Below are 23911 nucleotides of genomic sequence, written 5' to 3'. Positions count from 1 at the left end.
TTTTCTTGTTATTTGACACAATTTTTACACATTTACATCACGCTTCCAAAAAAGAACCCAAGCCGTGCCAACAAAGAAAACAAAATGCGCCCCTACCATAAATAGAGAAAACAAAGGACTCATGCCATGAAAGGGCGGCGGTCCTTGAAAGCTGTACTGAGTAAAGTCCGTATTAGCAAAAAGCAGGATTTTCCCCCACTGATTTTCTAAAAGAGACATAATAGGCACAAGTGATTTCGCCGCATATAAAACAAAAAACGAGGTCACAAGCGCAACGAGGCTGTTCCTAAACAAGCTGGAACACATAAAAGCGAAGCTTGCCATCATCATCACTTCCACCCACTGAGATCCGATAACAGCAAACGTATGCTGAAATAATCGTCCCGTACTTTCATCAAATTCAGTACCAAAGAAAATAAAGCCAAATAAAAAAGCTAATACATAATAAAAAACAAACAAATATATGACCGTCAGCACAAGTGTGATGTATTTTGACAGAAAAATTTGCAGCCTTGTTTTGGGCCGGATCAATAAAAACTTGATTGTTCTTTTTTGAAATTCTGTTGAGATCAAGGTCGCGCCAATGACAACTGCGAGCACCTGTAAAATAAATACGACATTCGTGGAATAAGCAAAATAGTTGGCGACAGTGTCTTGTCCACCAAAGCTGGAAATGACTCGTTTCAACGCTAGAGCCATCGCCAATTGAAACACAACGATCAATCCAAGAGCAATGAATGTGATCTTTTTCCTCATCATTTTCTTATGCTCATTCTTGATGAGTTGAAGCATCTGCCGTCCCGCCTTCCGTCCATTTCATAAATGCCTCTTCAATTGATGGCTTTTGAGGCGTCATTTCAAGTACATCAAACCCAGCCATAACAAGCTGTTTGTTCAGCTCAGGCACTTGTTCTTTGTTCAAATGAAGTAATACACGCGCTCCATTTCGTTCATATGTATAGGCCTGCGTGTCGAGCCACGAAACCGCCTTTTCCACTGGCTGAATATTCATGAGTATCTGTTCTTTCCCCTCCATGTCCCGGAGCTTCGCACTGGCTTTGATCTGTCCTTTTTGAATGATGATCATGCGGTCACATAGCTCTTCTACCTCATGCAATAAATGTGTGGCAAATAACACGGACGTTCCTTCTTCTCGTACGAGCATTTGCAAGTGCTCCCTGAATTCCTTCATACCTGCAGGATCAAGTCCATTTGTCGGTTCGTCTAAAATCAGCAGGTTCGGCTGATGTAATATGGCTTGTGCAATCCCAAGCCTTTGTTTCATCCCCAGTGAATACGTCTTCACCTTCTGATGAATGGCGTGCTCCAGACGAACTCTTTTCACCACTTCCTGCATGCGTTCTTCCGTCACTCCATCGTGCATCGCCGCATATAGTTCAAGGTTTTCAAAGCCTGTTAAATAAGAATAAAATTCGGGATTTTCTATGATCGCACCAACAGATGACATTGCGTGTAGAAAATCCTCATCCTGTGAATATCCATTGATCATGATTCGGCCATTGTTTTTTTTCATCAAACCAACGATCAAGCGAATTAAGGTTGTTTTTCCAGACCCATTTGGTCCTAGTAAGCCGACGATTTCTCCTTTCCCTATTTCTATAGATATATCTTGTAAGATCAATTTCCGACCAATTCGTTTATCGACTTTCTCTACTTTTAGAACAGCAGACTGCAAAGTGTTTCCTCCTTCTGATGTAAAGCCTATGGCGGCAAATAAGACCGCTCATTCTTTTAAAAGTATATCACGCAAGACAAGAGGCCCATGAAAAAAAGGGCTGATCGAGTCAGCCCTTCTTTTACATTACATGGATAGGTTCGGTGATGCTGCGTCTTTCTCGTGTTTTTTCTCAGTTTCTGTCACAATCACCGCACATGCGGCGTCACCTGTAATATTGACAACGGTTCTTGCCATATCTAATAAGCGGTCTATGCCAAGGATGAGCGCAATACCTTCAACAGGAAGCCCAACCGAGTTCAAGACCATTGCGAGCATGATCAAGCCTACTCCCGGTACGCCGGCTGTCCCGATACTGGCTAATACGGCGGTTAATACAACTGTGAGCATTTGCATCAGCGTTAACTCCACACCAAACACTTGTGCAATAAAGATGGTTGCAACCCCTTGCATAATGGCTGTCCCATCCATATTGATCGTAGCGCCTAACGGCTGCACGAAACTAGAAATCGGCTCAGGTACTTTCAGTTTCTTTTGAGCGGTTTCCATTGATACAGGGAGAACCGCACTACTGCTAGACGTACTAAAGGCTACGACCATCGCAGGCGAAAAGTCTTTAAAGAATGTAAATGGATTTCGTTTTGCAAATAAAGCCAAGGTTGAGCCATATGTGAGAAAGAAATGCACCAATAGTGCTACTAACACCACTGTAAAATACAGTCCCATGGCTTTAATGGCATCAAGACCTTGACTCCCAATAGCCGTCACAATTAAGCCAAATGTCCCGTATGGAGCAAATTTCATGACCACTCCTACAAGGTACATCATGAGTTCATTGCCTTGTTCTAATATTTTGAGTAATCCTTCTGTTTTTTTGCCTAGCACTGCAATTCCTAGTCCTAAGAATACACAGAAAACAATGATTTGCAGCATATTTCCTTCAACTAAAGATTGAACTGGATTTGATGGAATGATGTTTAATAAAGTGTCTGTCGTAGATGGTGCTTCTTGAGGTTCGTATTCTGCCCCTTTTGTATCGAATGAACCAAAGGAACCCGGTTTAATTAATAATGCTAAAGACATCGCAATGATAATAGCGAAGGTTGTGGTCAGTAGAAAATATAAGATGCTTTTTGCTCCAATACGGCCTAGTTTTTTTGGATCTCCGAGGCCTGCCACACCAAGTGTAATGGAAAAGAAGACGATTGGCACAACCAGCATTTTGATTAGATTTAAGAAGATTTGACCTAGAGGTGTGAATAGATAAGGATCTAACACTTTGAATACATTTGGAGCGAAAATGTTAAGCAAAAGTCCCGTGATTGCACCTGCAATAAGGGCAATAATAATTTTTGTAGCCAGCTTCAATAAAATCTCCCCTTCCTCGTCAAAAAGACCCACGAGAGAGTTTTCTCGTGGGTCTGCGTGTCCTTACATATACCACCGTTTACTCTCTTCACGCCGATGAGGTTAGCTGACGGGTTAGGACGAAGAGATGTCCTTTTTTCTCAACAGAGAAAAATTCACCCCAAAATAGTGGGTCCCCCATTCCTTTAGAAGGATTAAGCGTGTGGTTATTATGATATTTTCATACTATTTATACCTTATTTTTAGAAAATTGTAAACAGGTTCAAATGAACTTTTTAACTACTTTCCTCCTTGTTGGTGACCTCCAAAATATCTAGGATAAACACAAAGATTGGTATACCAATAATGAGTCCCCAAATCCCGATGTAGTGTTCAGAGAAGATCAGCACAATAAATGTGAAGAAAATAGGGAGTTCTGTTTTTGCTGACATGAGTTTCGGGTTTAAGAAGTAGGCTTCAATGGCATGGATGATGACGATCACCAGCACAATATAAAGGACATACATGCCGCCTCCAAGGGTATACGCAATGATGCTGAGTGGAATAAGTGAGATGACCACACCCGCTACTGGGATTAAGCCTAGCAAAAAGACCATGACCGCTAATCCAAATAATTGCGGGAATCCCATAATGCCTAGCGCAATGGTTGTTAAGACACAGTTAACGGTTGCAATAATAAACTGTGCTTCGAGTACCTTTCCAAACGTTCTGGAAAATTTACGTCCAAAGAAGGCTATTTCATGATAGAACACTGAGATTTTACTCGTTTTGAACTTGTTCATGAATTGAATGAGGCGTTCCTTTTCGAACAGGAAGAACATGCTTAATATTAAGGACATAATGACCTGGATACTGAACGTGCTGAAATCTGTTAAGTATGTATAGAGGAAATTAAACCCTTTCTCAAAGTAAGCTGATATTTTAAAATCTCCGAATACGTTGGTGATGACATCAAAGAAGGGTAAATCTTGTGGATGATCTGCAATTTTCTTTCCTAAATGAAATAGCTGCTCCACCTGTTTGGCGATAATTGGCACAAACACGAATCCGCCAAACGTCAATCCACCAGCCAAAAGAATATACAAAATGGTGATAACCGATTTCTGTCCTATTTTCAGGAAGTGACTTAAAAAACCTCTAATGACCTCTTCTAACCGATTCATCAAAAAGGTGAATATGAAGGTCAAGAGAATTAAATTCATCATTCCTCTTAATAGATATAAGGCTGTGGCTAATACTACAAATACAGAAAACCGCTTAACACCGGGTTTTTCGAACAATTTAAAAAATGCCGCCATTACGTTACACACCTGCCAGGACTAAAGTCTATTTTTCATCGGATCTGATATACATTATATCGGATCTTTCTGTAAATTATATAATAAAAGGTCAATAAGGTCTTACGATTCGTTTTAATTTTATCAAGCTTTAATGTTTTTTCTTTTCAGCACAAGAAAAAACCGAACCCCATGTAGAACATAAGGTTTCGGTTTTTAGGTTGTTTTTATACTATACAGCTTGCTTCATATTGCGCATTTCTTGAAGGGCTGTTTTACTCTTCGCTTCGTCAAATTCACCTTCACTTTTCGCAACAACAATTGTTGCAATTCCATTTCCAATAAGATTTGTAATGGCTCTTCCTTCGCTCATGAATCGATCGACTCCAAGCAGAAGTGCAAGCCCCTCTAGCGGAATGACCTGTAGTGCAGCGAGTGTAGAAGCCAGCACGATAAATCCGCTTCCTGTCACCCCAGCCGCTCCCTTTGAGGTGAGCATCAGGACAAGGATGATGGTGATCTGCTGACCGATGGACAAGTCTACACCAAACACTTGTGCCAAGAAGACCACAGCCATCGATAAGTAGATCGAGGTTCCATCTAAGTTAAAGGAATACCCTGTTGGGATGACAAGACCAACCACAGACTTAGAGCACCCGTAGCGTTCCATTTTATCCATCATTCTTGGCAGCACGGATTCTGATGAGCTTGTGCCAAGAACAATTAAAATTTCATCCTTGATGAACCGCAGGTAACCGAACAGGCTGAAGCCATACATTTTACAAATGATGTTCAGCACAACGAAGATGAACAGGAACATGGTCATATATACGGAGAGCATCAGACTCGCTAGCGGTTTAATCGATGCCAAACCAAAGTGTCCGATCGTATAAGCCATTGCCCCAAATGCACCGAGCGGCGCAGCACGCATGATATATCCAATGATTTTAAAGAAAACAAGTGACAGCTTATCAAGCCACTCAATGATTCCTTTCCCCTTCTCGCCAAGTGCAGCAAGCGCAACACCGAATAAAATAGAGAAGAATAAGACCTGTAAAATATCACCCTTTGCAAAAGCATCTACCATATTAGATGGTACGATGTGTGTGACAAATTCCATCCAGTCGATACCCTGTCCCCCATTTTGGGTATACTGTGAAACATCCCCTTTTTCAAGCTTGCTATAGTCCAGACCTGCACCCGGCTTCATGATATTTACCACAAAAAGACCGATGACCAAAGCAAGCGTCGTGACGACTTCAAAATAAATAAATGCTTTTCCCCCAACTTTTCCAACCTTTTTCATATCCCCCATCTTGGCAATACCAAGAACAATGGTTAAGAAAATGATTGGCGCGATGACCATTTTAACGGCATTGATAAAGGTGTCACCAAGCGGCTTCATTTCTTTTCCGACGTTTGGCCAAACCATCCCGACAATGATCCCGATAATGACAGCTGCAATCACCTGAAATGTCAGGTTCTTCAAAAGCCTCTTCATAAAAAATCAACTCCCTCACCCTTTGATGTAAACGCTTAACTGTTATCTGTAGCTAAATGATAGCGATTTCACCAAAGGCTGTGAAGCTTATGGACATATCGTACATTTTGGTCTTTTTGGTCTCTTAGTCAGAATGTACGATATATTTATTGACAGGCCGGCCAACCCCGCCATATTGCATATCTAATTTCAGCTCGCCTTCTTTCACTAAGAAGTCTAAATACCGGCGTGCCGTGACACGGGCAATGCCGAGTGCATTGGCAACTTCCTCTGCAGACTGCGGGCCTTCCTGCAAGCCCATATAGGCTTTAATTTCATTCATCGTATGCACATTCAGCCCCTTAGGGAGCCAAGTATCCTCCTGCTTAACAGCAGGCTTTCGTATGATATCATCCAGCATCTCCTGAGAAAATTCTGCTGCTGTGCGAATTTTAGATTTAAACGCTTTATAGTTTTCAAGTGATTCTTTCATACGTTCGAACTTAAACGGCTTGATGATATAATCTCGTGCGCCATTTTGAAGCATGATGCCAATGGTCTCTTTGTCCTTTGCCGCAGAAATAACGATCACATCCACCTGTATCTTTTGCTTTCTAATGTCTTGAAGCGTCTTCACGCCATCTTTTTTTGGCATATATACATCGAGGACAACAAGGTCTGGACGAATTTCTTTGATCAGCTGGATGCCCTGCTCCCCATTACCTGCGACTGCCGCAACTTGAAAGCCAGGAACACTCTTAATGAACTCTTTATTCACTTCTTGCACCATCGGGTCATCTTCAATTAATAGCACCTTAATCTGAGTCATCTGTCTCTCTCCTCTATTGTCATTGGGAATTCGATTGAGAAGGTGGTACCAATGCCGATGCTTGATGTGACTTCTACATTTCCCATTCCTTTGTCGATAATCGTTTTTACAATATACAGGCCATAGCCTGTTCCGCCTTCTTTGCCGTGTGTGAAACCTTTATCGAAAATATAAGGAATCATTTCCTCTTCAATCCCGGAGCCATTGTCTTCAATTAACATCGCGAGGACATCCTCGGTTTGATCAATACTAATAGAAATGCGTTTTGTGTTTCTTTCTACAGTATCATACGAGGCAAAGGCGTTCTCGATCAGATTGCCAAGCAGCTTCGTCATATCATGCTGATCTAGACGCTCAGGGAAATCACGCAGACAGCTATGTTCGTCTACTTCGACCTTTATGCCTAGCTCCTTGCCCCTTCTGATTTTGCTCATCAATAATCCCGCAACGGCATCATGCTGAATGACGCGGTGAAGAAAGTCCATCACAAGTTCCTGTTCTTCCGTCGTTTGAAAGGCTAGATCGAGCGCCTGATCGGGTTTACCAAGCTGAATCAGCCCGGCAATCGTATGAAGCTTGTTCATATGCTCATGGTTTTGCACCCGCAGACCGTCAACAAAGTTCTTGACTCCGGTTAACTCCTCTGCCAATTTTGCCGCTTCTGTCCGGTCCTGAAAAATGGCGACCGCTCCGATAATTTTCTTTTTCATGACAATCGGAATCCGGCTGCTCATAATCCGCTTTCCGCTCATATGAATTTCTTCATTGTAAACGGGTTCAGCGCGATCAATGATCTCAGGGAGTCTTGTGTCAGACAGCACATCCCAAATATTCCGGCCTACGACATCCCCTGTCACACCAAAAATTTGCTTCGCCTTTTCATTAAAAATGGTGATCATGTGCTGATTATCAATGGCGATGACCCCTTCATTAATAGAGTGGAAGGTTGCGGTGCGCTCCTCTAGCATTCTGACAATCTCATGCGGCTCCAGCTTAAACATTTGCTGTTTAATATGACGGGCGAGCAAAAATGAGCCTACAAGCCCAAAGCTGAGCGTCAGCAGAAGGATCATGAGGATATCCCGCTTCATTTCTCCTAATATATCGATCATACTTGGCAGCGTTCTCCCTACAAGGACAACCCCTGTTTGATTAAATTGATCATCCTTCACTGGATAAAAGGCTCTGATGGCTGTCCCAAGCTCTCCCTCTGCTTCTGAGAAATAAATATGCTCTGCAAAAGCAGGCTCTTCATCTGTCCCCTCCGAGCGCTGACCAATCCTTGTTTTTACTGGATGCGTTAATCTCACATGATCCATATCCATGACGACAATGTAGTCAGCGTCTTGAATAATCCGAATCTCTTCGATGGCATGCTGTAATCGGTTACGTTCCTTTGTTTGATCAGCTAACGCCTGCTTCACCTCATTCATCTCAGCCACTGTTCTCGCCGTGTTCATGAGCCTTTTTCGAAGCTCTCGTTCCTCTGTTTGCTGGATTCCCCCAACAAGGACAATTCCTCCGATTAAAAGGGCGAAAATGACAACGAAATATGTGAGGATGGTGAGCTTCCATCTAATAGATAATTGTTGTAATTTCAATCGATTTCTCATCATTTTTTCACCTGTATCTTTACGAATTCTTCCTCGGTCAAGTATGCTTGACATAAGGGGGATCGGACGCATGAAGAATTTACTCGCCTATACACTATTGCTCATAATCGGTTTTGTAACCGCTTTATACTTTGGTTTTTATCATATGATGCCAAAATCAGCGACGACCTTTGATGATGAACAGACAGGGCTGAAGGATCAGCTTGTGTTCAAATTTAGCCATGTCGTGGCAGATAATACACCAAAAGGACTTGCCGCAAAGAAATTTGCTGAGCTTGTGCACGAAAAATCTGATGGGAAGATCAGCATTCAGATTTTCTCCAACGGGAGTCTTTATTCTGATATAGAAGAAATTAATGCACTTAAAGAGAATCAAGTTCAATTTATCGCCCCGTCTACCTCGAAGCTCGGCATGCTGTCCCCTGAGTGGCTGGCTCTTGACCTTCCCTTTGCTTTTTCTAATTATGATGCGGTTCAAGAAGGCCTACACGGTGCAATTGGCCAAAGATTGTTTGGCACCCTGCAAAAAGACGGGCTAAAGGGAATGGCCTATTGGACAAATGGCTTTAAGCAAATCACCTCTAATAAAGGTCCAATCAAACAGCCTGGTGATTTAAAAAACCAATCTCTCCGCATTATGCAAAGCGACATGATTGAAAAACAATTCAAACTTCTTGGCGCAAAGCCCTATCAGGAATCGTTTAATTCAACGTTCCAGCTATTAGAGACAAAAAAAGTAGACGGTGAAGAAAATACCATTTCAAATATTTATTCAAAAAAATTCTATCATATACAAGACTATATGACGATCAGTAATCACGGGTATTTGGGCTATGTGGTCTTAACAGATCAATCCTTCTTTGAACGCCAGACACCTGAAACGAAACGAATTTTACTTGAAGCCATGGAAGAAACAACAGCTTGGAATGAAAAACATGCAGAACAGATGAACAAAGATCAGCTAGAGGACATTAAACGGGAATCGCCGATTGCCATTCATGAATTGACGCCAGCAGAAAGACAAAAATGGGTGAAAGCCCTCGATCCTTTGTATGAGGAAGCCGAAAAAACCATTGGTTCCACCCTAATCAAGCAGATTCGCGAGCTGCGTGCGCGTTATGAACATTCTCCTATCCATGCTTTTCAAGATGAGGATGAGACCAAATAAAAAATCCCTTTGAGAAAGGGATTTTTATGCACCAGATTCACTCTGTTCTTGCTGCGTGAGCTCTTCTAATCTTGTGACAATTCTTCGCTTTCGGTATTGCATCATGCCTGTTTCGGCAATACCTTTTAGTTGTGAGCGGTTGGAGACTGCGCCAAACAAAATGCCTGCTATGGGAACAAGCTGAAACAGTTTCTTCCAGCCAAACGAATCCCGGTAATTATACACCACTTCACGCCACCCTTGGATTTGGGAAATCATGTTTTCGTGCTTTCCTTCTGAAGCTTGATAGCTCCTCAGCTCTTTTAATATAGATTTCTTCCCCACCACATCAGCAGAGTTCAGCTGTAAGCATTTTATGATGAAGACCCGCTCTTCCTTGTTTTTAGGATCATAGCCATAGGTGACGGCAATATCCTGTAATGTTTTAAGGGAAAGACCCAGTACCGCAGGAATATCTGCTGCCAGCGTAAACATACCGCCGACACCAGTTGTGGCACCTTGTACCGTGGCGAGGTTCGTCCTGTTTTTCCCCATATGTTCACTAATGGCATCCATGATTTCAATAGGAGCTTTTTCAATATCTTCTATGCGCTGAATGGAATCATCAGCACATTTCTTTTGAAATTGATGGATGATGCCTTTTTCTGATGTCAAATAGGCACCGCCTGATTGAATGTAATGCCCCATTTCATCTAGCAGTACACCAATTTTTTTCTGAATAAAGGCAGGCGTCAGCTTGTCCAGCATTTGAAATGGAAGGCGGCTGATTTTCTCCCAAAACCATACCTTTTGCTGGTCTTTCTCCCACTGTTCAATCTCCTTTAATTGTGCTTTTAGCCACTCTCTTTCCTCCATGCCATTTGCCTCCTTAGATGCCGCTCAAGTATTTGTTTGTTATTATACACAATCCTTGTTCATCATACGTATAGAACATTGAAGCGGTTTCGAAAGGTTTGAAACTTTTTCAAAACGGTTATTGCTTAATACACAAACAAAAAGAGGAGTGATCAACATGTTAGGATTTCTGATTTCATTAGTTGTGGCGATTGTCATCGGCCTTATTGGCAGTGCACTCGCTGGAGGTAGTGTACCAGGAGGATGGATCGGTTCAATGATTGCCGGGCTTGCAGGTGCTTGGATTGGTCATGGATTACTTGGAACGTGGGGTCCTAGTCTGGCAGGCTTTGCGATCTTTCCAGCAATCTTAGGAGCAGCGATCTTTGTCATTATCTTAAGCCTGATCTTCCGTAGTGTGGGATCAAGGGTATCTTAAAAAAACGAATAACAGAGGAAGCAGTAGGGACACCGTCTAAGAGGCGGTGTTTTTTATGTGATGGATTGACAAGGTATCTATTTTTTTCACTTACATATGATAAACAAACCTATTAGTTCAGATAGTTGACTTTTCATGAAGATGGGCATATGATGATTAAAAATTGCATCAAGGAAACTTTTTGTGCCAAAGCAAAACTTTTGTAGAATCTAGGTGATGACATATGACAAACAAATACATCGAGGCACAGGCACACATGTCAGCGGCAGCTGAGCGTGCACTTGAAGGAAAGGTCAAAGGATTTAGAAGGCTCCTTCCTTTTCTCGGCCCTGCTTTTATCGCAGCCATTGCATATATTGATCCAGGAAATTTCGCCACCAACATTGCGGCTGGCTCCAAATACGGATATCTCCTTTTATGGGTCATTCTCATATCAAATCTCATGGCTTTGCTCATCCAGTCCTTATCCGCAAAGCTTGGAATCGCGACAGGTAAAAACTTACCTGAAATCGCACGTGAAGAGTTTCCAAAACCCGTTTCAATCGGTTTATGGATTCAGGGAGAGCTCGTCATTATTGCCACGGATTTAGCTGAGTTTATCGGGGCGGCACTTGGTTTATACTTGCTCTTTCGAATCCCGCTGCTTGAAGCATCTATTATCGCCGCTATCGGTTCATTTGCGATATTAGAGCTGCAAAGACGAGGCTATCGAGCATTAGAAGCAGGTATTACAGGCATGCTGTTCGTTGTCGTGATCGCTTTCGCTGTGCAAACCTTTGTCGCCAAACCAGATATCGCAAGTGTCGCTGGCGGACTGTTCATTCCAAAATTTGATGGCGCAGACAGCGTGCTGCTTGCAGCTGGAATTTTAGGTGCCACTGTGATGCCTCACGCAATCTACTTACATTCAGCTTTAACCCAAAGAAGAGTCGTCGGCAGAACGGAAAAGGAGAAAAAGCAGATTTTCCGCTTTGAGTTTTTAGATATCCTCATTGCGATGATAGTCGCCGGGGCCATCAATGCCAGCATGTTGATTGTGGCAGCCGCTTTATTTTATAAAAATGGTCTCTTTGTTGAAGATCTGGATGTTGCGTTTCAGCATTTTGGTACACTCGCAGGGCCTGTATCAGCCATCTTATTTGGTGTAGGTCTGCTTGTAGCCGGACTATCCAGCTCTTCTGTTGGTACACTGTCAGGCGATATCATTATGCAGGGCTTTATTCAATACCGAATCCCGCTATATGTCCGCCGGCTGATTACCATCATTCCCCCTATTGCGATCATTGCATCTGGGGTGAACCCGACCTCCGCGCTTGTGATGAGTCAGGTCGTCTTATCCTTTGGTATTGCCTTTGCTTTAATTCCGCTCATTTTATTTACAAGTAAAAAGCGAATTATGGGCGAATTAACGAATGCCCGCTGGGTGACAGGAATATCTTGGGTGATAGCAGCTCTTGTTGTAGCACTTAATCTTTTCTTAATTGTAGATACGTTTATGTAAAAGACAGTGTTGAGCTGTCTTTTTCTTTCCATTTGGTTATGGTAGAATTCCCCTGAGAGGATGTGGGTTCATGTTTGTTTATCAGGATCAAGAGATATCCATGCGGCTGCTTGAGCCAAGAGACGCAAGAAGTCTGTATTTGCTCATTCAGCGGTCGAGAGAGCATTTACGTGAATGGATGCTTTGGGTGGATTCAACGCAGACAGAGGAAGACAGTATGGCGTTTATCCAAGGCGCCATGCAGCAAGCGATGCAGAACAACGGTTTTCAAGCGGGCATCTGGTCACATGGAGAACTCGTCGGCATCATTGGCACCCATCAAATTCATTGGATCAATAGGACCGTTTCAATCGGCTATTGGCTCGGAGAAGGCTATCAAGGAAAAGGCATCATGACAAAAGCCTGCCAAGCGGTCATTCGCTATTTATTTGAAGAGTGCGGACTGCACCGTATTGAGATTAGGGCTGCTGTCGACAATCAGAAAAGCAGACGCATTGCAGAGAGATTATCCTTTTCGCTTGAGGGAATATTAAGGCAATGTGAATGGCTGGGCAATCGCTTTACCGATCATTGTGTGTACGCCCTTTTACAGCCTGAATATATGAAACAAAAAACGTATTCGATGAATCAGCCTACTTAATTGTGTCGATTGCATGAATTATTTTACAAAGTGAAGCTTTGTAGTATCCGTTGTGATCGGCATCTGATAAAATAGAAGGAAAAATCGAGGTATGATGTATGTCTCTTATTATTTTATTTTACTTATGGATTGTCCCTTTGGTATTTGGTATTTTCTTCTCATTCCTAACAAAGAAAGCCACCTACAAACGCCGCTTTGTCCCATCCTATAGCATGGTAGGACTCAGCATCGTTTTTCTCATTCTGGCACTCGTCTTTTCAGCCAGCCATTTTCTATTTATTTGCGGTATGTTCCTATTTACCACAACCCTTGTCGGCACAGGCATCCCTTTATTCTTAGCCTTTGGAAAAACACCATCCTAAACAAAAACCACCTTTTCGCGATGAAAGGTGGTTTCTTTTTTATTGAAGTGGCATTCGGTATGTCATCGTGGCATTTGGATGTTCTTCAATCGTCTTCATCATGTCTTGCAGGATCTCGGCTGCGCGATCATTTGAGTCATACTTGCCGAGCATCTTTGCCCAAGAAGTACTTCCCAAGATCATCCCTTCAATTTTTTTGCCGCTTACTGAGACTTCTTGGACATGAATCAGAGTTTGCTGGTTTTGTGTGAGGATCCATAGCATGGTTTATTCTCCTTTTTTGTGGTGGTTGGTGTCTTTGGTACCTTTTCAATAAAGCTATAGAATGTGTATTTTCACAATTTCTCTATTCTTTTGCTAATAATTCTTTTCGAATAGCATGAGTCTCAATATCTGCAAATCTTACAGGGGTTGGCAATCGGCTGTTCTTATCAATAAGTTTCATAACAATTTCTGTAGTTGTATCTAAATCGATCCAGTTACCACATGAAATAAAAATAGGCTTAACATTCACTCTAGTTCTGAGGGCTCTCCCATATATTTCATTATTTATAACAATATCTGTGTATTCATTTTCTTTATTTTGAGGCATGGTAAAATCTATTCCATTAATCTTCAAATAACTTTTTGCCACACCGATGGTAGGCTTATTTAAGAAAAAAGAGGCTTGGGTAGCAATACCCATATGTCTATAATGTAAATAACCATTTCCATCAAACATGTAGACATCCACTTGTTTCGTTAGCTTTTTTACTGCATCTTTGATTAATGGCATTTCACGAAAAGCAAGAAAACCTGCTATATATGGAACCCTTATTTCTCCATGGCTATGCACTTTTTCTATCACTTGTTTTTCTATCAAATCAAAGACGACGATACAACAAACACCATTTGTTTTCCCTTTAATATCAAAATAAGCTACATCTACCCCTGCAATATACCTTATGTTCTCTAGTTGAAAATTATTTTTTAATTGCACTTTAGGCAAGAGAGCGTTTTGTTCACTTTTAAATCTTTCTAATAACTCATTCATTTCCTCACTATTCATACAAACCACATTATAAATTGTTGAATTTTTCGGCATATTTCAAGTCGGATTCATTAGGTTCTGCTTTTTCCTCTAAAACATTTCCATTCTCGTCATACTTTATATAATTCATTTCTCGACCGGCAACACATTCAGATTCATACTTTTTATTTCCATTCTCAAAAAACTCAACTTGATATCCATCTGCGGCATTTTTACTTAGATGTCCTATTTTCTTGACATTTCCGTTCGGATAGAATTCAACATACTTCCCTTGTTTAACTCCTTGTTCTACATAGAAGTAACTCTCAATATTCCCGTTTTCATATATATCATAGGCTAACCCCGTAAACAGTTCTTCTTTACCATCCTCAGTGTATCTCACTATTGCTAGTTCGTAAGGTCCTCCATATTCTAAGCATTCTTCAAACTCAGTGCCGTTTTCTAAAATAAAATCTTTTTGCAATATATCATTTAACATTTTTGGGAACCTCCGTGATAATTTTAGACCCATCTGTAAGGTAAGCACAATGAGGGCACCTTGGAAACATCATTCCCGCCGGTTTCACTCTACTTTGACCTGTTCTAACAACATTCAATATAAAATTATCCAAACTAGCGCCTGGGTTAGCCTTTAAGGCATTATTCAATGCGATCACCTCTGCATGTGACCCCGCACCTTTTGTAAATGTATATGAATCTATAACCTCTTTTGGCATTTTATCATATTTGGCATTTATTAAGGGGTGTAACTCTGGTAACTTTCCATCATAATCATTTATTGCATATGAGTAATTCCCAGTCTGTTTATCATAAACTCCAGCAAAGGCGGGTCCCATTTTCTTTTTGCTAATACCACTATCTTTTAATTTATTTAGTTCTTTTATCGTTTCTCCACGTAAATTAATTCTTTCATTTAATTCTTTGGAATCAATCTTCCCATATTTATTTCTCAAATAGTCGATGCGCCTTTTCTCAGTCTCTTTTATCCCCATCTTCCCATGAAACCCTTTCGCCCCAAACGGCAAAAGCATTCCCAGCGCCGCGTTCATGCTCGCTTCCTGCTGTTCTTTCGAGACCTTATTCCCAAACATGTCTCTACCTGTAATTGCTTCGCTGAATCCGTTGGTGGCGGTGAGGCCGTATAAGCCTTTTTGCGATGTTTTTAAGGCGTCAAAAGAATTTTGCGATGTCTTGTAAATATCGACTGCTCTGACTGCGGCCGAGGTGGCTTGAGTTGTTTTATAAACAGCTTTTCCGCCTTTGAAAATGCGACCTGCCCAGCCGACGATTGGGATATAACCCGCTGCTGCCATGCCGCCTGCGGCGACGCGCTGTCCTGCGGTAAGTTCTTCGCCTGTGATCGGGTCAACGCCCGTTGCGGCGCGTTTTGCATCGTTTACTCCAGTCAGTTCATTCACGATATTTCCACCATAATCAAGTGCTTTTTCATACCAAGGGCGGTTGGCGAGTGCTTCTTGTTCCTTTGCGATTTCTCTAGCTTCTTCTTGTTCTTTTTTGATTTTGAGATATTCAGAAGTTTGCTTCTCAATATCGCTTTTTGCCTTGTAGATTTCGCTATTTTGATACGCTTTCTTGTCAAAATTCATAGGCGAAATCGCTTTTCCGTCATTTGTGGCATTCATCATTTCTGCGTACAATGCCAATGTAGCCTGCTGCTCCGTCTCTGACAAAGCATATTCATCTTTTAAATTTTGATCAAGCTCTCTTAGGTCTTTTACTGTCTTTTTTCGTTCATCTTCTGCATTTGCAATTTTTTCATCAAAGGTTTTGCTGTCAAATACCTCTAGAGAAATGAGGTCATCAATGTCCTGAAAAATGGTTTTAAGTGCCTTTTTTTGATCCTTTACAATGCTTTTGGCGTTTTTGATGCCCATATGTACTGCGTTGTCTAAAAAGTGTTCTTCTACGAAGGTATCGCCGCCAAAGTTTGTATCATCGAGTGTCCCAGAAACACCTTCATGAAAGGCCTTTTGCTTATCAATGAAGCTGATAAACATGTCTACATTTCCAGCGAGCTCTTTGTAGAAGCTTTTAATGTTATCGGCACCTTTCCCAGTGAAGTCGTCACCGAGATTAGAAACACCTTGTAATGCTTTTTTTAAATCTACCATTTGTTCGCGGAGTTCCTGGTAGTGTTTTGCCCTTGTGTCCATGGCACTTGTTAGTGCTTTTGCATCAAGTATCTTGCCCAGAAGAAGTCACTCCCTCCATTATTGATCATAAAGTCTATTTTACCTTTATCAACGAATTGGAAAAATAGGCTTTAAGTTACAAAAATAATATCCTTTAATTTCAATAGAGATGAAAGCAAGTGACAATTGAAATGATTTCCCCTAATCATCACAAAAAAAAGTCAGCCTTCTTTTCAGAAGACCGACTACCTTGTGTTTAGAAAAAGCGTTTGAGGCTTTTCTTGAGTGGAGGGATATCCAACTCACCTTTTTCAAAGAATTTTTTCAATAAATATTTACTGAAGCCTGCTGCTTGGGTGTAAGTGATTTTCCCAGGTAACGGGGGTTCATTGGCGACAGTGACATCAATAATAACTGGTTTATCAGATTGAAGGGCTGTATCAAAGGCTGGCGCTAATTCTTCATGTGATGACACAGAGATCCCTTTGCCGCCACATGCTTCTGCAAACTTAGCAAAATCAATATCCTCCAGCTCTATACCATAATTCATGTTTCCTTTTACCTGTTGCTCATATTCAATCATTCCTAAATTGTTGTTGTTTAAGATCACGACAACAATCGGCAGCTTATATTTTACAGCTGTCACAAAGTCTTGCATGACCATTGTGAAGCCTCCATCACCACAGACAGCAATGGCTTGTCGGTTCGGTTCATTTAACTTAGCCGAAATCGCACCAGGTAAACCACAGCCCATTGTGGCAAGCCAGCTGGAGATAATGAAATCCTGCTGTTTCATTTCAAAATGACGCGCCATCCAGACCGTCACATTACCAACATCAACTGAAAGAATGGCGTCTTCTTCGACTGCTTCTTCTAATCTAGCAATGACTTGCTGTGGTTTAATCGGTGAAGTAGCAACGGATTTTTCCTTAGCCATTTCTTCTCGCCACTTCATCATATGCTCTGTACAAGCTTCAAGAAAACCACGCTGCTCTTTATATTCAATGTAGGAAGTCAGTTCATGTAAACCACTCTTGCTGTCGCTCACGATTCCCACATCTACCGGATATCTTTTACCGATTTGATCTGGTTTAATATCCAGTTGAATGGCTGGCGTGTCCTCTGGTAAGTAGTCTCTATATGGAAAGGAGGTTCCAAGCATAATTAAGAGATCACATTCTTCCATCGCTTCATATGCCGGCTTCGTTCCAATTTGACCTAGGTTACCTAAAAAGTATGGATGCCTGTCTGGCACAACCCCTTTTGCAGGGAGTGTGATGACGATAGGAGCAGCTGCCTTTTCTGCAAATGAAAGAAGCTCTTCTTTTGCATGTCTTAATCCTTTACCTGCTAAGATGACAGGCTTCTTCGCATTGTTAATCAGCTGAGCTGCCTTTAGCAGTTGATCTTTCTTTGGCCGTACTTCTCCCTCCACATAAAGAGGAGATGTATAAACGGGTTTACGCTTAATTTTTTGAGAAAATAAGTCATCCGATACGGTGAGAACTGCCACACCTTTATGGGTATAAGCTGCTTTGATGGCTTGATTCAATAAGTCAGGCAGCGCTTCTGCTGTCTGTACCTGCTGATTAAAGACAGCGACATCGTCAAACATCCGCTCTAATTTGATTTCTTGGAATGCGTCTCTGCCTACTTCGGCTGAAGCAACCTGCCCTGCAATTGCTAAAACTGGTGCACCATCTGCTTTTGCATCATATAGTCCATTTAATAAGTGGACAGCACCCGGTCCAGCGATTGATAAGCAGACACCGAGTTTACCTGTTAGTTTGGCATCAGCCGCCGCTGAAAGTGCTGCCACTTCTTCATGTCTCGTTTGTATAAATTGTATTTGGCTTGATTCATGCCTAAGTTCTTCAATCAATTCGTTTATGCTGTCGCCGGGCATTCCATAAATATGTTTCACGCCCCACTCTTCCAGTAGCGCTGTTACTTCTTTTCCTGCGGTTCTTTGCGGCATGTGAGAAAACTCCTTTTTTCTTACTCCATACCACCGCATCCTTTTGATCAAACGTTTCAACTTGCTTTTGCTACTTTTTAAAATGATATGGAAGGGTCGCCACCACAATATCACGCTTCCATAATAGGCGGAATCTTAATAAAAAGGCAGATTGATTATGCAAAATGGTGTGCCATCTTTTTTTCGGGATAAATTGAGGCACGAGCACCATCACTTTATATTGATGTGCATTTGCTTTTGCCTCAATGGTTTCAAGAAATTTATCAAGCGGGTGAATGAGGCTTCGATAGGAAGAATGCAGCATCACAAGCCGTACACCGCTGTTTAGTTTTTCCCAATCCTCTTCAATTTTCTTATCCTTTTCTTTATCAAAGGATACATGAACCGCTATGACTTGATCTGACAAAGACCTTGCATATTGGACAGATTGTTCGACGACACGTGTTACACCTGCTATCGGTACGATGACCACATTCCCTTTAATCTCAACAGGCTCTGTTTCATTCAATAAACGCAGTTGTTCTCCAACAGACAGGTAATGCTTTTTAATGGAATGAAAGATAAATAGAACAATAGGCATGAAAACGAATACTGGCCATACGAGATGGAACTTGGTCAAAATGAGTATCATGAAAACTGTAAAAGAAATCAGTGCTCCGACTATATTGATTGGCATTTTCGTTTTCCAGCCCTGCGGTTTTTCTCGAATCCACTTCACACACATGCCGGTCTGCGACAGGGTAAATGGAATGAACACACCGACAGCATATAGCGGGATGAGGTGTTCTGTTTTCCCATCAAACAACCAGATGAGCAGCATAGAGGCTACGCCTAAAAAGATAATGCCATTGGAGTAACCAAGCCGGTCTCCTCTTACAGTAAACATACGCGGCATATATTTATCCTTTGCTAAATTGACAGCCAATAATGGAAAGGCTGAAAAGCCGGTATTTGCCGCTAATATTAAGATTAGCGCTGTGACAGCCTGAATCACGTAATAGAAAAACGTACGTCCAAAAGTGTCTGATGCAATTTGTGATACAACCGTTTCTTCTGGCTTTGGCGAGATGCCAAAACCAAACGCAAGCAATGTGACTCCCACAAATAAAACGGCTAGTAATCCACCCATCATCAATAATGTTCTTGCTGCATTTTGAGCAGCCGGTTTTTTAAAGGATGGAATGGTATTTGAAATGGCTTCTACTCCAGTCAGAGCAGAACAGCCAGATGAAAAAGCTTTTAATAACAGAAATAATGTAATGCCTTGTACGTGCGTGCCTACCGCTGTATGCTCAGGTGCTGGTGGTACGCCTCCTGTTAATAATTTGAAGCCACCTACTCCAATTAAGATAAGGAGTGAAAATACAAACAAGTATACAGGATAAGCCAGGATAGATGCCGATTCTGTCAATCCACGAAGGTTGAGCACCATAATCACGATGACCAATACAATTGAGATCAAAACATGATATGGATATAGTACTGGAAAAGCCGATGTGATGGCATCAGTACCCGCTGATATGCTCACTGCTACAGTCAAAATATAGTCTACAAGCAATGACCCACCAGCGATCAATCCTGGTTTTTCACCTAGGTTTCTGCTAGAGACGACATATGCCCCGCCGCCTTCTGGATAAGCATAAATGATCTGGCGGTAAGATAGAATTAACGCCATTAAAAGAATTAATACACAACCTGCAATCGGGAGTGAGTACCAAAATGCTGCTGCACTAACGACAGAAAGAACAATTAAGATTTGTTCTGTACCGTATGCAACTGATGACAATGCGTCCGATGACAATAATGCCAACGCTTTGATTTTTGATAGTTTTTGTTCTCCTGCTGCTTGTGATTTTAATGGTTTACCAATTAAAATACGCTTCATCAAACTGTACATGTGATGCCCGCTCCTTTAGTGTCAAACGATTTAAGTTGCAAAAGATGGATCGCCAAAAAGACACAGAGGCAATAGAATGCCCCTGTGCCTATTCTTTAGATCACAGGTTGGTCTTTGCTCTCTTTAACGCTTACGAGGTTAGCTGACGGATTCGGGCGCATGAGACTTTGCCCTACCTAAAAAGGATTCACCCCACGTGGTGCCTTGCACCACAATTGGTTCCCCCGCTCATCGAAATGATTCAGCGATTGGTCTTTTATAAAAGAGATCATACTCCCGTTTGACACCAAAGTAAAGAGATTTTTTCGAGGTCTTTTGACCGTTTATTCATCAGTCTTTTTGCGGTTTTTTCGTACGAAATAAACAATCATCAAAGCGACAAAAATGATCAGTACAGCGATACAGGCAAAGTAAATCCAAGACTCACCGCCGCCTTGCTTTTCACCTTTTTTAAGATCATTTTTTGCATTGCTGACTGTTTGATTGTTAGAAAACATATCTTTGTTCTTGCTTTCTATTGCAACTGTTGCGGTCTCCGTATTTGTTTGAAGGAAACGTATCACTTCATTTGATACATCAGCGTCAGCTGCCGTCATTCCTGCAAAAACGGTCATGGTTTGTTCTTTATTCCATACAGATGGCTGCGTCCATACAATACGAGCTGTTGTTTCGTTGATCATGCCAAATGAGGATACATCATATTGACCCTTTTTCGCCGGAACGATGAGATCGTCTGCTTTTTCTTTTAAAAGAGAGAATGTCTGGATGCCCCCGATAAAAATGAGAGAGTTATTTTTCAATTGTTCATTTGTCACATTCGATGCTTCGATCAAATGATATTGAGCAGCTTCCGGCTGACTAAATGATTCTGTCAGCATCGCCATTTGATTGATCGTTGCTTGATTGATTTGATCTGGCATAATGATCAATGTGTTTCCTTGCTGCGTTTTTGAAGTGTAAGGAAGCGGCCATGCGGCTAAATCCGGTGTATCACTATTTGTTCCTTCTGGTATTTGAAGAGAGCTGTTCTTGTCAATGTAAATCCAGCCTTCTTCATCCGTATGTCTGCACGATTCCATGCTTTTAAAACCCGTTGTGACAAATTGCAAGTCCACATACTCGTTCTTTTGAAGTACTTGCGAGTCTACTGGAATGGACACATGATAGAATCCATTCTCATCTTTGTTTCCTAGTTTTGTTAACGGTATGTCGTGCGGTTCGTTATTGATCATCACTGTTAGACGTTCCGCTTTGTTCGCTGGATCCGATTTTTTAAATGATAGATTTAGTTTTGCACCTGATTTTTGTTGAGCGATTAATGCTTTCGGATAATAGTAGTGATCAGATGCCGTCTTTTTGGTTCCAACTGTGACATCATCTCCGCCAAAATCTATTAAACGAATATGATGCGATGGCTTAGAAGCATTAGCTGTCACCTTTTGCAGCAGCAAGTCGGTACCAGTGAGCTGACCCGTCAGTTCTGGTTGAGTCAGGACATTGATTTTTTCAGCAATTGTCCTTGGCTGTTCAGCAGAGACAAATAAAATGGGCTGTTCTTTTTTCTTTGCTGTCAGGGTTCTCACCGCTAACGTAAGTTGATTGCTTTCTGTTTTAATGCCCGCAGCTTGCTCGATCGATTTCATACGTCCTTTCCAGCTTCCTTTTGCTCCCACAGCAATGGTTGGATGCGCAATTTGCTTGAGGTCCTTTTCTTGAACGAGTTTGAGGTCTGCTAGACGGTCTTTGTTTTTCAACGTACGATAGATTTTCATAGCCGCTTCTAATTCAGCCGCTTCCGGTGTATTTGGAATCACAATATCTGTTTGTTCTTTCTGCTCACCTGATGGAATAAAAGGTGAAGGGAAGCTGTCTAACGTCACGTCTTTCGTTTGAGCTCCTTTGAACGCCAGCTCACTTTCAGGATATACTTTCAGCCAATTGGCAGGTGTCTCTTGGTTGATACACACACCTTCTTTTAACACACCATAAAATGCGAGCTGAATTTGATGAGATCCTTTTTTCAATTGCGCTTTGTTCAATTTGATTTGAATCGATTTTTTTTGGTTTTTCCCTGATACAGGGATTGTCTTTTCAATCTCTCCATCGATCATCACTGTGAAAGACGATGGCGAAATGAGTAATGGTGAAGCCTCTATATTTAATGTAAGAGTGCTAGACTCTACTTTTTCTTTCTCCATTTGATAGGAAAATTCAGTGCGGTCTTCTTGTCCATACAAGGTCACCACATCTTCTGATAGATGCTGCGTTTCTGTTTGACTTCCTTTTGATGAGCGAACCCAATCGTCTTTCACTTGTACTCGATTGGATTGCGCCATTGCTTGACTTGCCATGAAAAAAGGCTGAATGGCAAGGGATAGCGCTAATATAAAAATCATCCATTTGACCGATTTCAATTTGTCACCCGCTTTTCTTTTGTTGTTGATCGTAACGCTCCGTTTTGTACCATTTCACTTCTTGTTTCAATAATCGGCTCTTCACCTCTACACATAAGGAGTACACGACAAGCGCAATCCATACTTGAGAATAGGTGAAGTACATGAGGACCACAATGAGAATGTTTTGTTTGGTGAGCTCTGTTTTCTCAATACTTAATGTAATCATCACTTCTGTTAGAAAGAGGAAGAAGGCTAATCCCCACAGGATCAGTGCGACAGCCCCTACAGATAAGTGAAGGTCAACAAATAGGTTCACAATAAAGATGCCATTTGAGAGCAGAACACCGAAGAAAAATAAGAAATACGTAAAGAAGAAATAAAACAAATCGAAAATCATTCGTTTTCGTTTCAGCTTCATAAACTGTCTTAAAAATTTGAGTACAACATATTGATTACCTCTAGCCCAGCGCGTTCTTTGCCGCCACCAGACCTTCCATGTCTCAGGCTCTTGTTCCCATGTGATCGCAGCTGGGAAAAATCGAATCACATATCCAAGGTTATACACACGGATCGTTAATTCGGTGTCCTCGGCCAAAGCTTGGACATCCCAGCCGCCGAGTTCTTCTAAAATGTGCCTGCGGATAGCGAAGTTGGTGCCTGGTATTGTCGCAATCCCAAACCACTTCCATCTCCCGCCCTGCGCCATCCATTGGAAGCAGATGGTCTCAATATTAATAAATTTGGTCAGCAAATTTTGGGCTGCATTGATCACTCTGAATTTCCCGACAACGGCGCCTGCTTTTGGATCATTCAATAACCCAAGAACCAAATGATAGACAGCCTTTTGTTCCGGCATGTTATCTGCATCGTATACGCAAATCACTTCTCCTGTCGAAGCCTTCAATCCTTCATTCAGTGCAGTAGATTTTCCCTTCCCTGCAAATGGCGGCTTCGTTTCAATCATATGGACATGATCATATTGCTCACTGAATGATTGCACAATATCTCCTGTGCGATCAGAGGAATTGTCATTAATCACAATGATTTCAAGGAGGTGTTTAGGATAAGATAGCTGGACCATCGCTTTTAACGTCTGCCGAATGACAACTTCTTCATTATGAGCTGGAATCAGGATACTGACGGTTGGCAGCTCTTTCCCTTGTTTTGTCCATTTAGGCAGCACTTTTTCATAGGTGAGGTAATGCTGAAAGCCGCCCTGCATGAGAAACATGTGGTATAGGAGCATAGTC

At 41.7% G+C, this 23911-nt stretch carries 21 protein-coding genes and 2 riboswitches; of the genes, 5 read left to right on the top strand and 16 right to left on the bottom strand.

What is annotated here, in order from left to right; translation table 11 throughout:
- Positions 1-24: 24 nt before the first annotated feature.
- The 7 genes from C6344_RS15985 to C6344_RS15955 all read right to left on the bottom strand — a co-directional run bounded on the left by C6344_RS15985 (position 25) and on the right by C6344_RS15955 (position 8266).
- A complete protein-coding gene (locus tag C6344_RS15985) occupies positions 25-792 on the bottom strand; it encodes an ABC transporter permease (RefSeq protein ID WP_060595583.1) in 768 nt (255 codons plus the stop codon).
- The gene (locus C6344_RS15980) at positions 770-1696 is read right to left on the bottom strand and encodes an ABC transporter ATP-binding protein (protein ID WP_066031295.1); all 927 of its coding nucleotides are present in this window, start codon (positions 1694-1696) and stop codon (positions 770-772) included. The genes C6344_RS15985 and C6344_RS15980 overlap by 23 nt, the downstream gene beginning before the upstream one ends.
- Before the next feature lie 126 nt (positions 1697-1822).
- Positions 1823-3064, bottom strand: coding sequence for a dicarboxylate/amino acid:cation symporter (locus C6344_RS15975; RefSeq protein ID WP_060595581.1), 1242 nt, complete (start codon positions 3062-3064; stop codon positions 1823-1825).
- Between the two features lie 77 nt (positions 3065-3141).
- Positions 3142-3275: riboswitch (cyclic di-AMP (ydaO/yuaA leader) on the bottom strand.
- Positions 3276-3339: 64 nt separating this feature from the next.
- Positions 3340-4362 (bottom strand): AI-2E family transporter, encoded by a 1023-nt coding sequence (locus C6344_RS15970; RefSeq protein WP_034663979.1) that lies wholly within the window; start codon positions 4360-4362, stop codon positions 3340-3342.
- Positions 4363-4573: 211 nt separating this feature from the next.
- Entirely contained in the window at positions 4574-5842 is a 1269-nt protein-coding gene (gene dctP, locus C6344_RS15965) for a C4-dicarboxylate transporter DctP (protein WP_034666695.1), read from the bottom strand.
- A gap of 124 nt (positions 5843-5966) precedes the next feature.
- Positions 5967-6650: a response regulator gene (locus C6344_RS15960; protein ID WP_060595580.1), complete on the bottom strand. Its 684-nt coding sequence runs from the start codon at positions 6648-6650 to the stop codon at positions 5967-5969.
- Positions 6647-8266: an ATP-binding protein gene (locus tag C6344_RS15955; RefSeq protein WP_060595634.1), complete on the bottom strand. Its 1620-nt coding sequence runs from the start codon at positions 8264-8266 to the stop codon at positions 6647-6649. Before C6344_RS15955 ends, C6344_RS15960 begins: the two co-directional genes overlap by 4 nt.
- Positions 8267-8333: 67 nt before the next feature.
- Between C6344_RS15955 and C6344_RS15950 the strand changes: the two genes are divergently transcribed.
- The gene (locus tag C6344_RS15950) at positions 8334-9431 is read left to right on the top strand and encodes a DctP family TRAP transporter solute-binding subunit (RefSeq protein ID WP_034663982.1); all 1098 of its coding nucleotides are present in this window, start codon (positions 8334-8336) and stop codon (positions 9429-9431) included.
- Between the two features lie 24 nt (positions 9432-9455).
- Here C6344_RS15950 and C6344_RS15945 read toward each other — a convergent pair whose 3' ends face one another.
- Positions 9456-10286 carry an EcsC family protein gene (locus C6344_RS15945; RefSeq protein ID WP_106073095.1) on the bottom strand — a complete coding sequence of 277 codons (831 nt, stop codon included), beginning with the start codon at positions 10284-10286 and terminating at the stop codon, positions 9456-9458.
- Positions 10287-10443: 157 nt separating this feature from the next.
- On the opposite strand from C6344_RS15945, the gene C6344_RS15940 reads away from it, so the two are divergent.
- The 4 genes from C6344_RS15940 (at position 10444) to C6344_RS15925 (ending at position 13207) form a co-directional block, all read left to right on the top strand.
- Positions 10444-10704, top strand: coding sequence for a GlsB/YeaQ/YmgE family stress response membrane protein (locus C6344_RS15940; protein ID WP_034663984.1), 261 nt, complete (start codon positions 10444-10446; stop codon positions 10702-10704).
- A 223-nt stretch (positions 10705-10927) separates the two neighbouring features.
- A complete protein-coding gene (locus C6344_RS15935) occupies positions 10928-12205 on the top strand; it encodes an Nramp family divalent metal transporter (RefSeq protein WP_034663985.1) in 1278 nt (425 codons plus the stop codon).
- A 70-nt stretch (positions 12206-12275) separates the two neighbouring features.
- Positions 12276-12845, top strand: a complete 570-nt coding sequence (locus C6344_RS15930) for a GNAT family N-acetyltransferase (protein WP_034663987.1) — start codon at positions 12276-12278, stop codon at positions 12843-12845.
- 98 nt (positions 12846-12943) lie between these two features.
- Positions 12944-13207 (top strand): response regulator, encoded by a 264-nt coding sequence (locus tag C6344_RS15925; RefSeq protein ID WP_106073094.1) that lies wholly within the window; start codon positions 12944-12946, stop codon positions 13205-13207.
- Between the two features lie 39 nt (positions 13208-13246).
- Here C6344_RS15925 and C6344_RS15920 read toward each other — a convergent pair whose 3' ends face one another.
- The 8 genes from C6344_RS15920 to C6344_RS15885 form a co-directional block, all read right to left on the bottom strand.
- Complete coding sequence (locus C6344_RS15920; RefSeq protein ID WP_003214145.1) at positions 13247-13471, bottom strand: hypothetical protein; 225 nt, start codon at positions 13469-13471, stop codon at positions 13247-13249.
- Between the two features lie 82 nt (positions 13472-13553).
- Entirely contained in the window at positions 13554-14255 is a 702-nt protein-coding gene (locus C6344_RS15915) for an endonuclease V (RefSeq protein ID WP_106037153.1), read from the bottom strand.
- Between the two features lie 10 nt (positions 14256-14265).
- Positions 14266-14715: a toxin-antitoxin system YwqK family antitoxin gene (locus C6344_RS15910; RefSeq protein ID WP_106037116.1), complete on the bottom strand. Its 450-nt coding sequence runs from the start codon at positions 14713-14715 to the stop codon at positions 14266-14268.
- Positions 14705-16411: a T7SS effector LXG polymorphic toxin gene (locus C6344_RS15905; protein ID WP_486187454.1), complete on the bottom strand. Its 1707-nt coding sequence runs from the start codon at positions 16409-16411 to the stop codon at positions 14705-14707. The genes C6344_RS15910 and C6344_RS15905 overlap by 11 nt, the downstream gene beginning before the upstream one ends.
- 235 nt (positions 16412-16646) lie before the next feature.
- A complete protein-coding gene (locus tag C6344_RS15900; RefSeq protein ID WP_106073093.1) occupies positions 16647-18368 on the bottom strand; it encodes a pyruvate oxidase in 1722 nt (573 codons plus the stop codon).
- Between the two features lie 70 nt (positions 18369-18438).
- Complete coding sequence (locus tag C6344_RS15895) at positions 18439-20265, bottom strand: APC family permease (protein ID WP_106073092.1); 1827 nt, start codon at positions 20263-20265, stop codon at positions 18439-18441.
- A 112-nt stretch (positions 20266-20377) separates the two neighbouring features.
- Positions 20378-20522, bottom strand: a riboswitch (cyclic di-AMP (ydaO/yuaA leader).
- 66 nt (positions 20523-20588) lie between these two features.
- Entirely contained in the window at positions 20589-22679 is a 2091-nt protein-coding gene (locus C6344_RS15890; protein ID WP_106048607.1) for a cellulose biosynthesis cyclic di-GMP-binding regulatory protein BcsB, read from the bottom strand.
- A 4-nt stretch (positions 22680-22683) separates the two neighbouring features.
- Entirely contained in the window at positions 22684-23907 is a 1224-nt protein-coding gene (locus tag C6344_RS15885; RefSeq protein WP_249117116.1) for a glycosyltransferase family 2 protein, read from the bottom strand.
- Positions 23908-23911 lie beyond the last annotated feature (4 nt).

It is taken from the genome of Bacillus sp. GBSW19 (assembly GCF_002998655.1).
Classification (GTDB): domain Bacteria; phylum Bacillota; class Bacilli; order Bacillales; family Bacillaceae; genus Bacillus.
The sequence above is the reverse complement of the archived record's forward strand: the minus strand, read 5'-3'. Positions and strand labels throughout refer to the sequence as shown.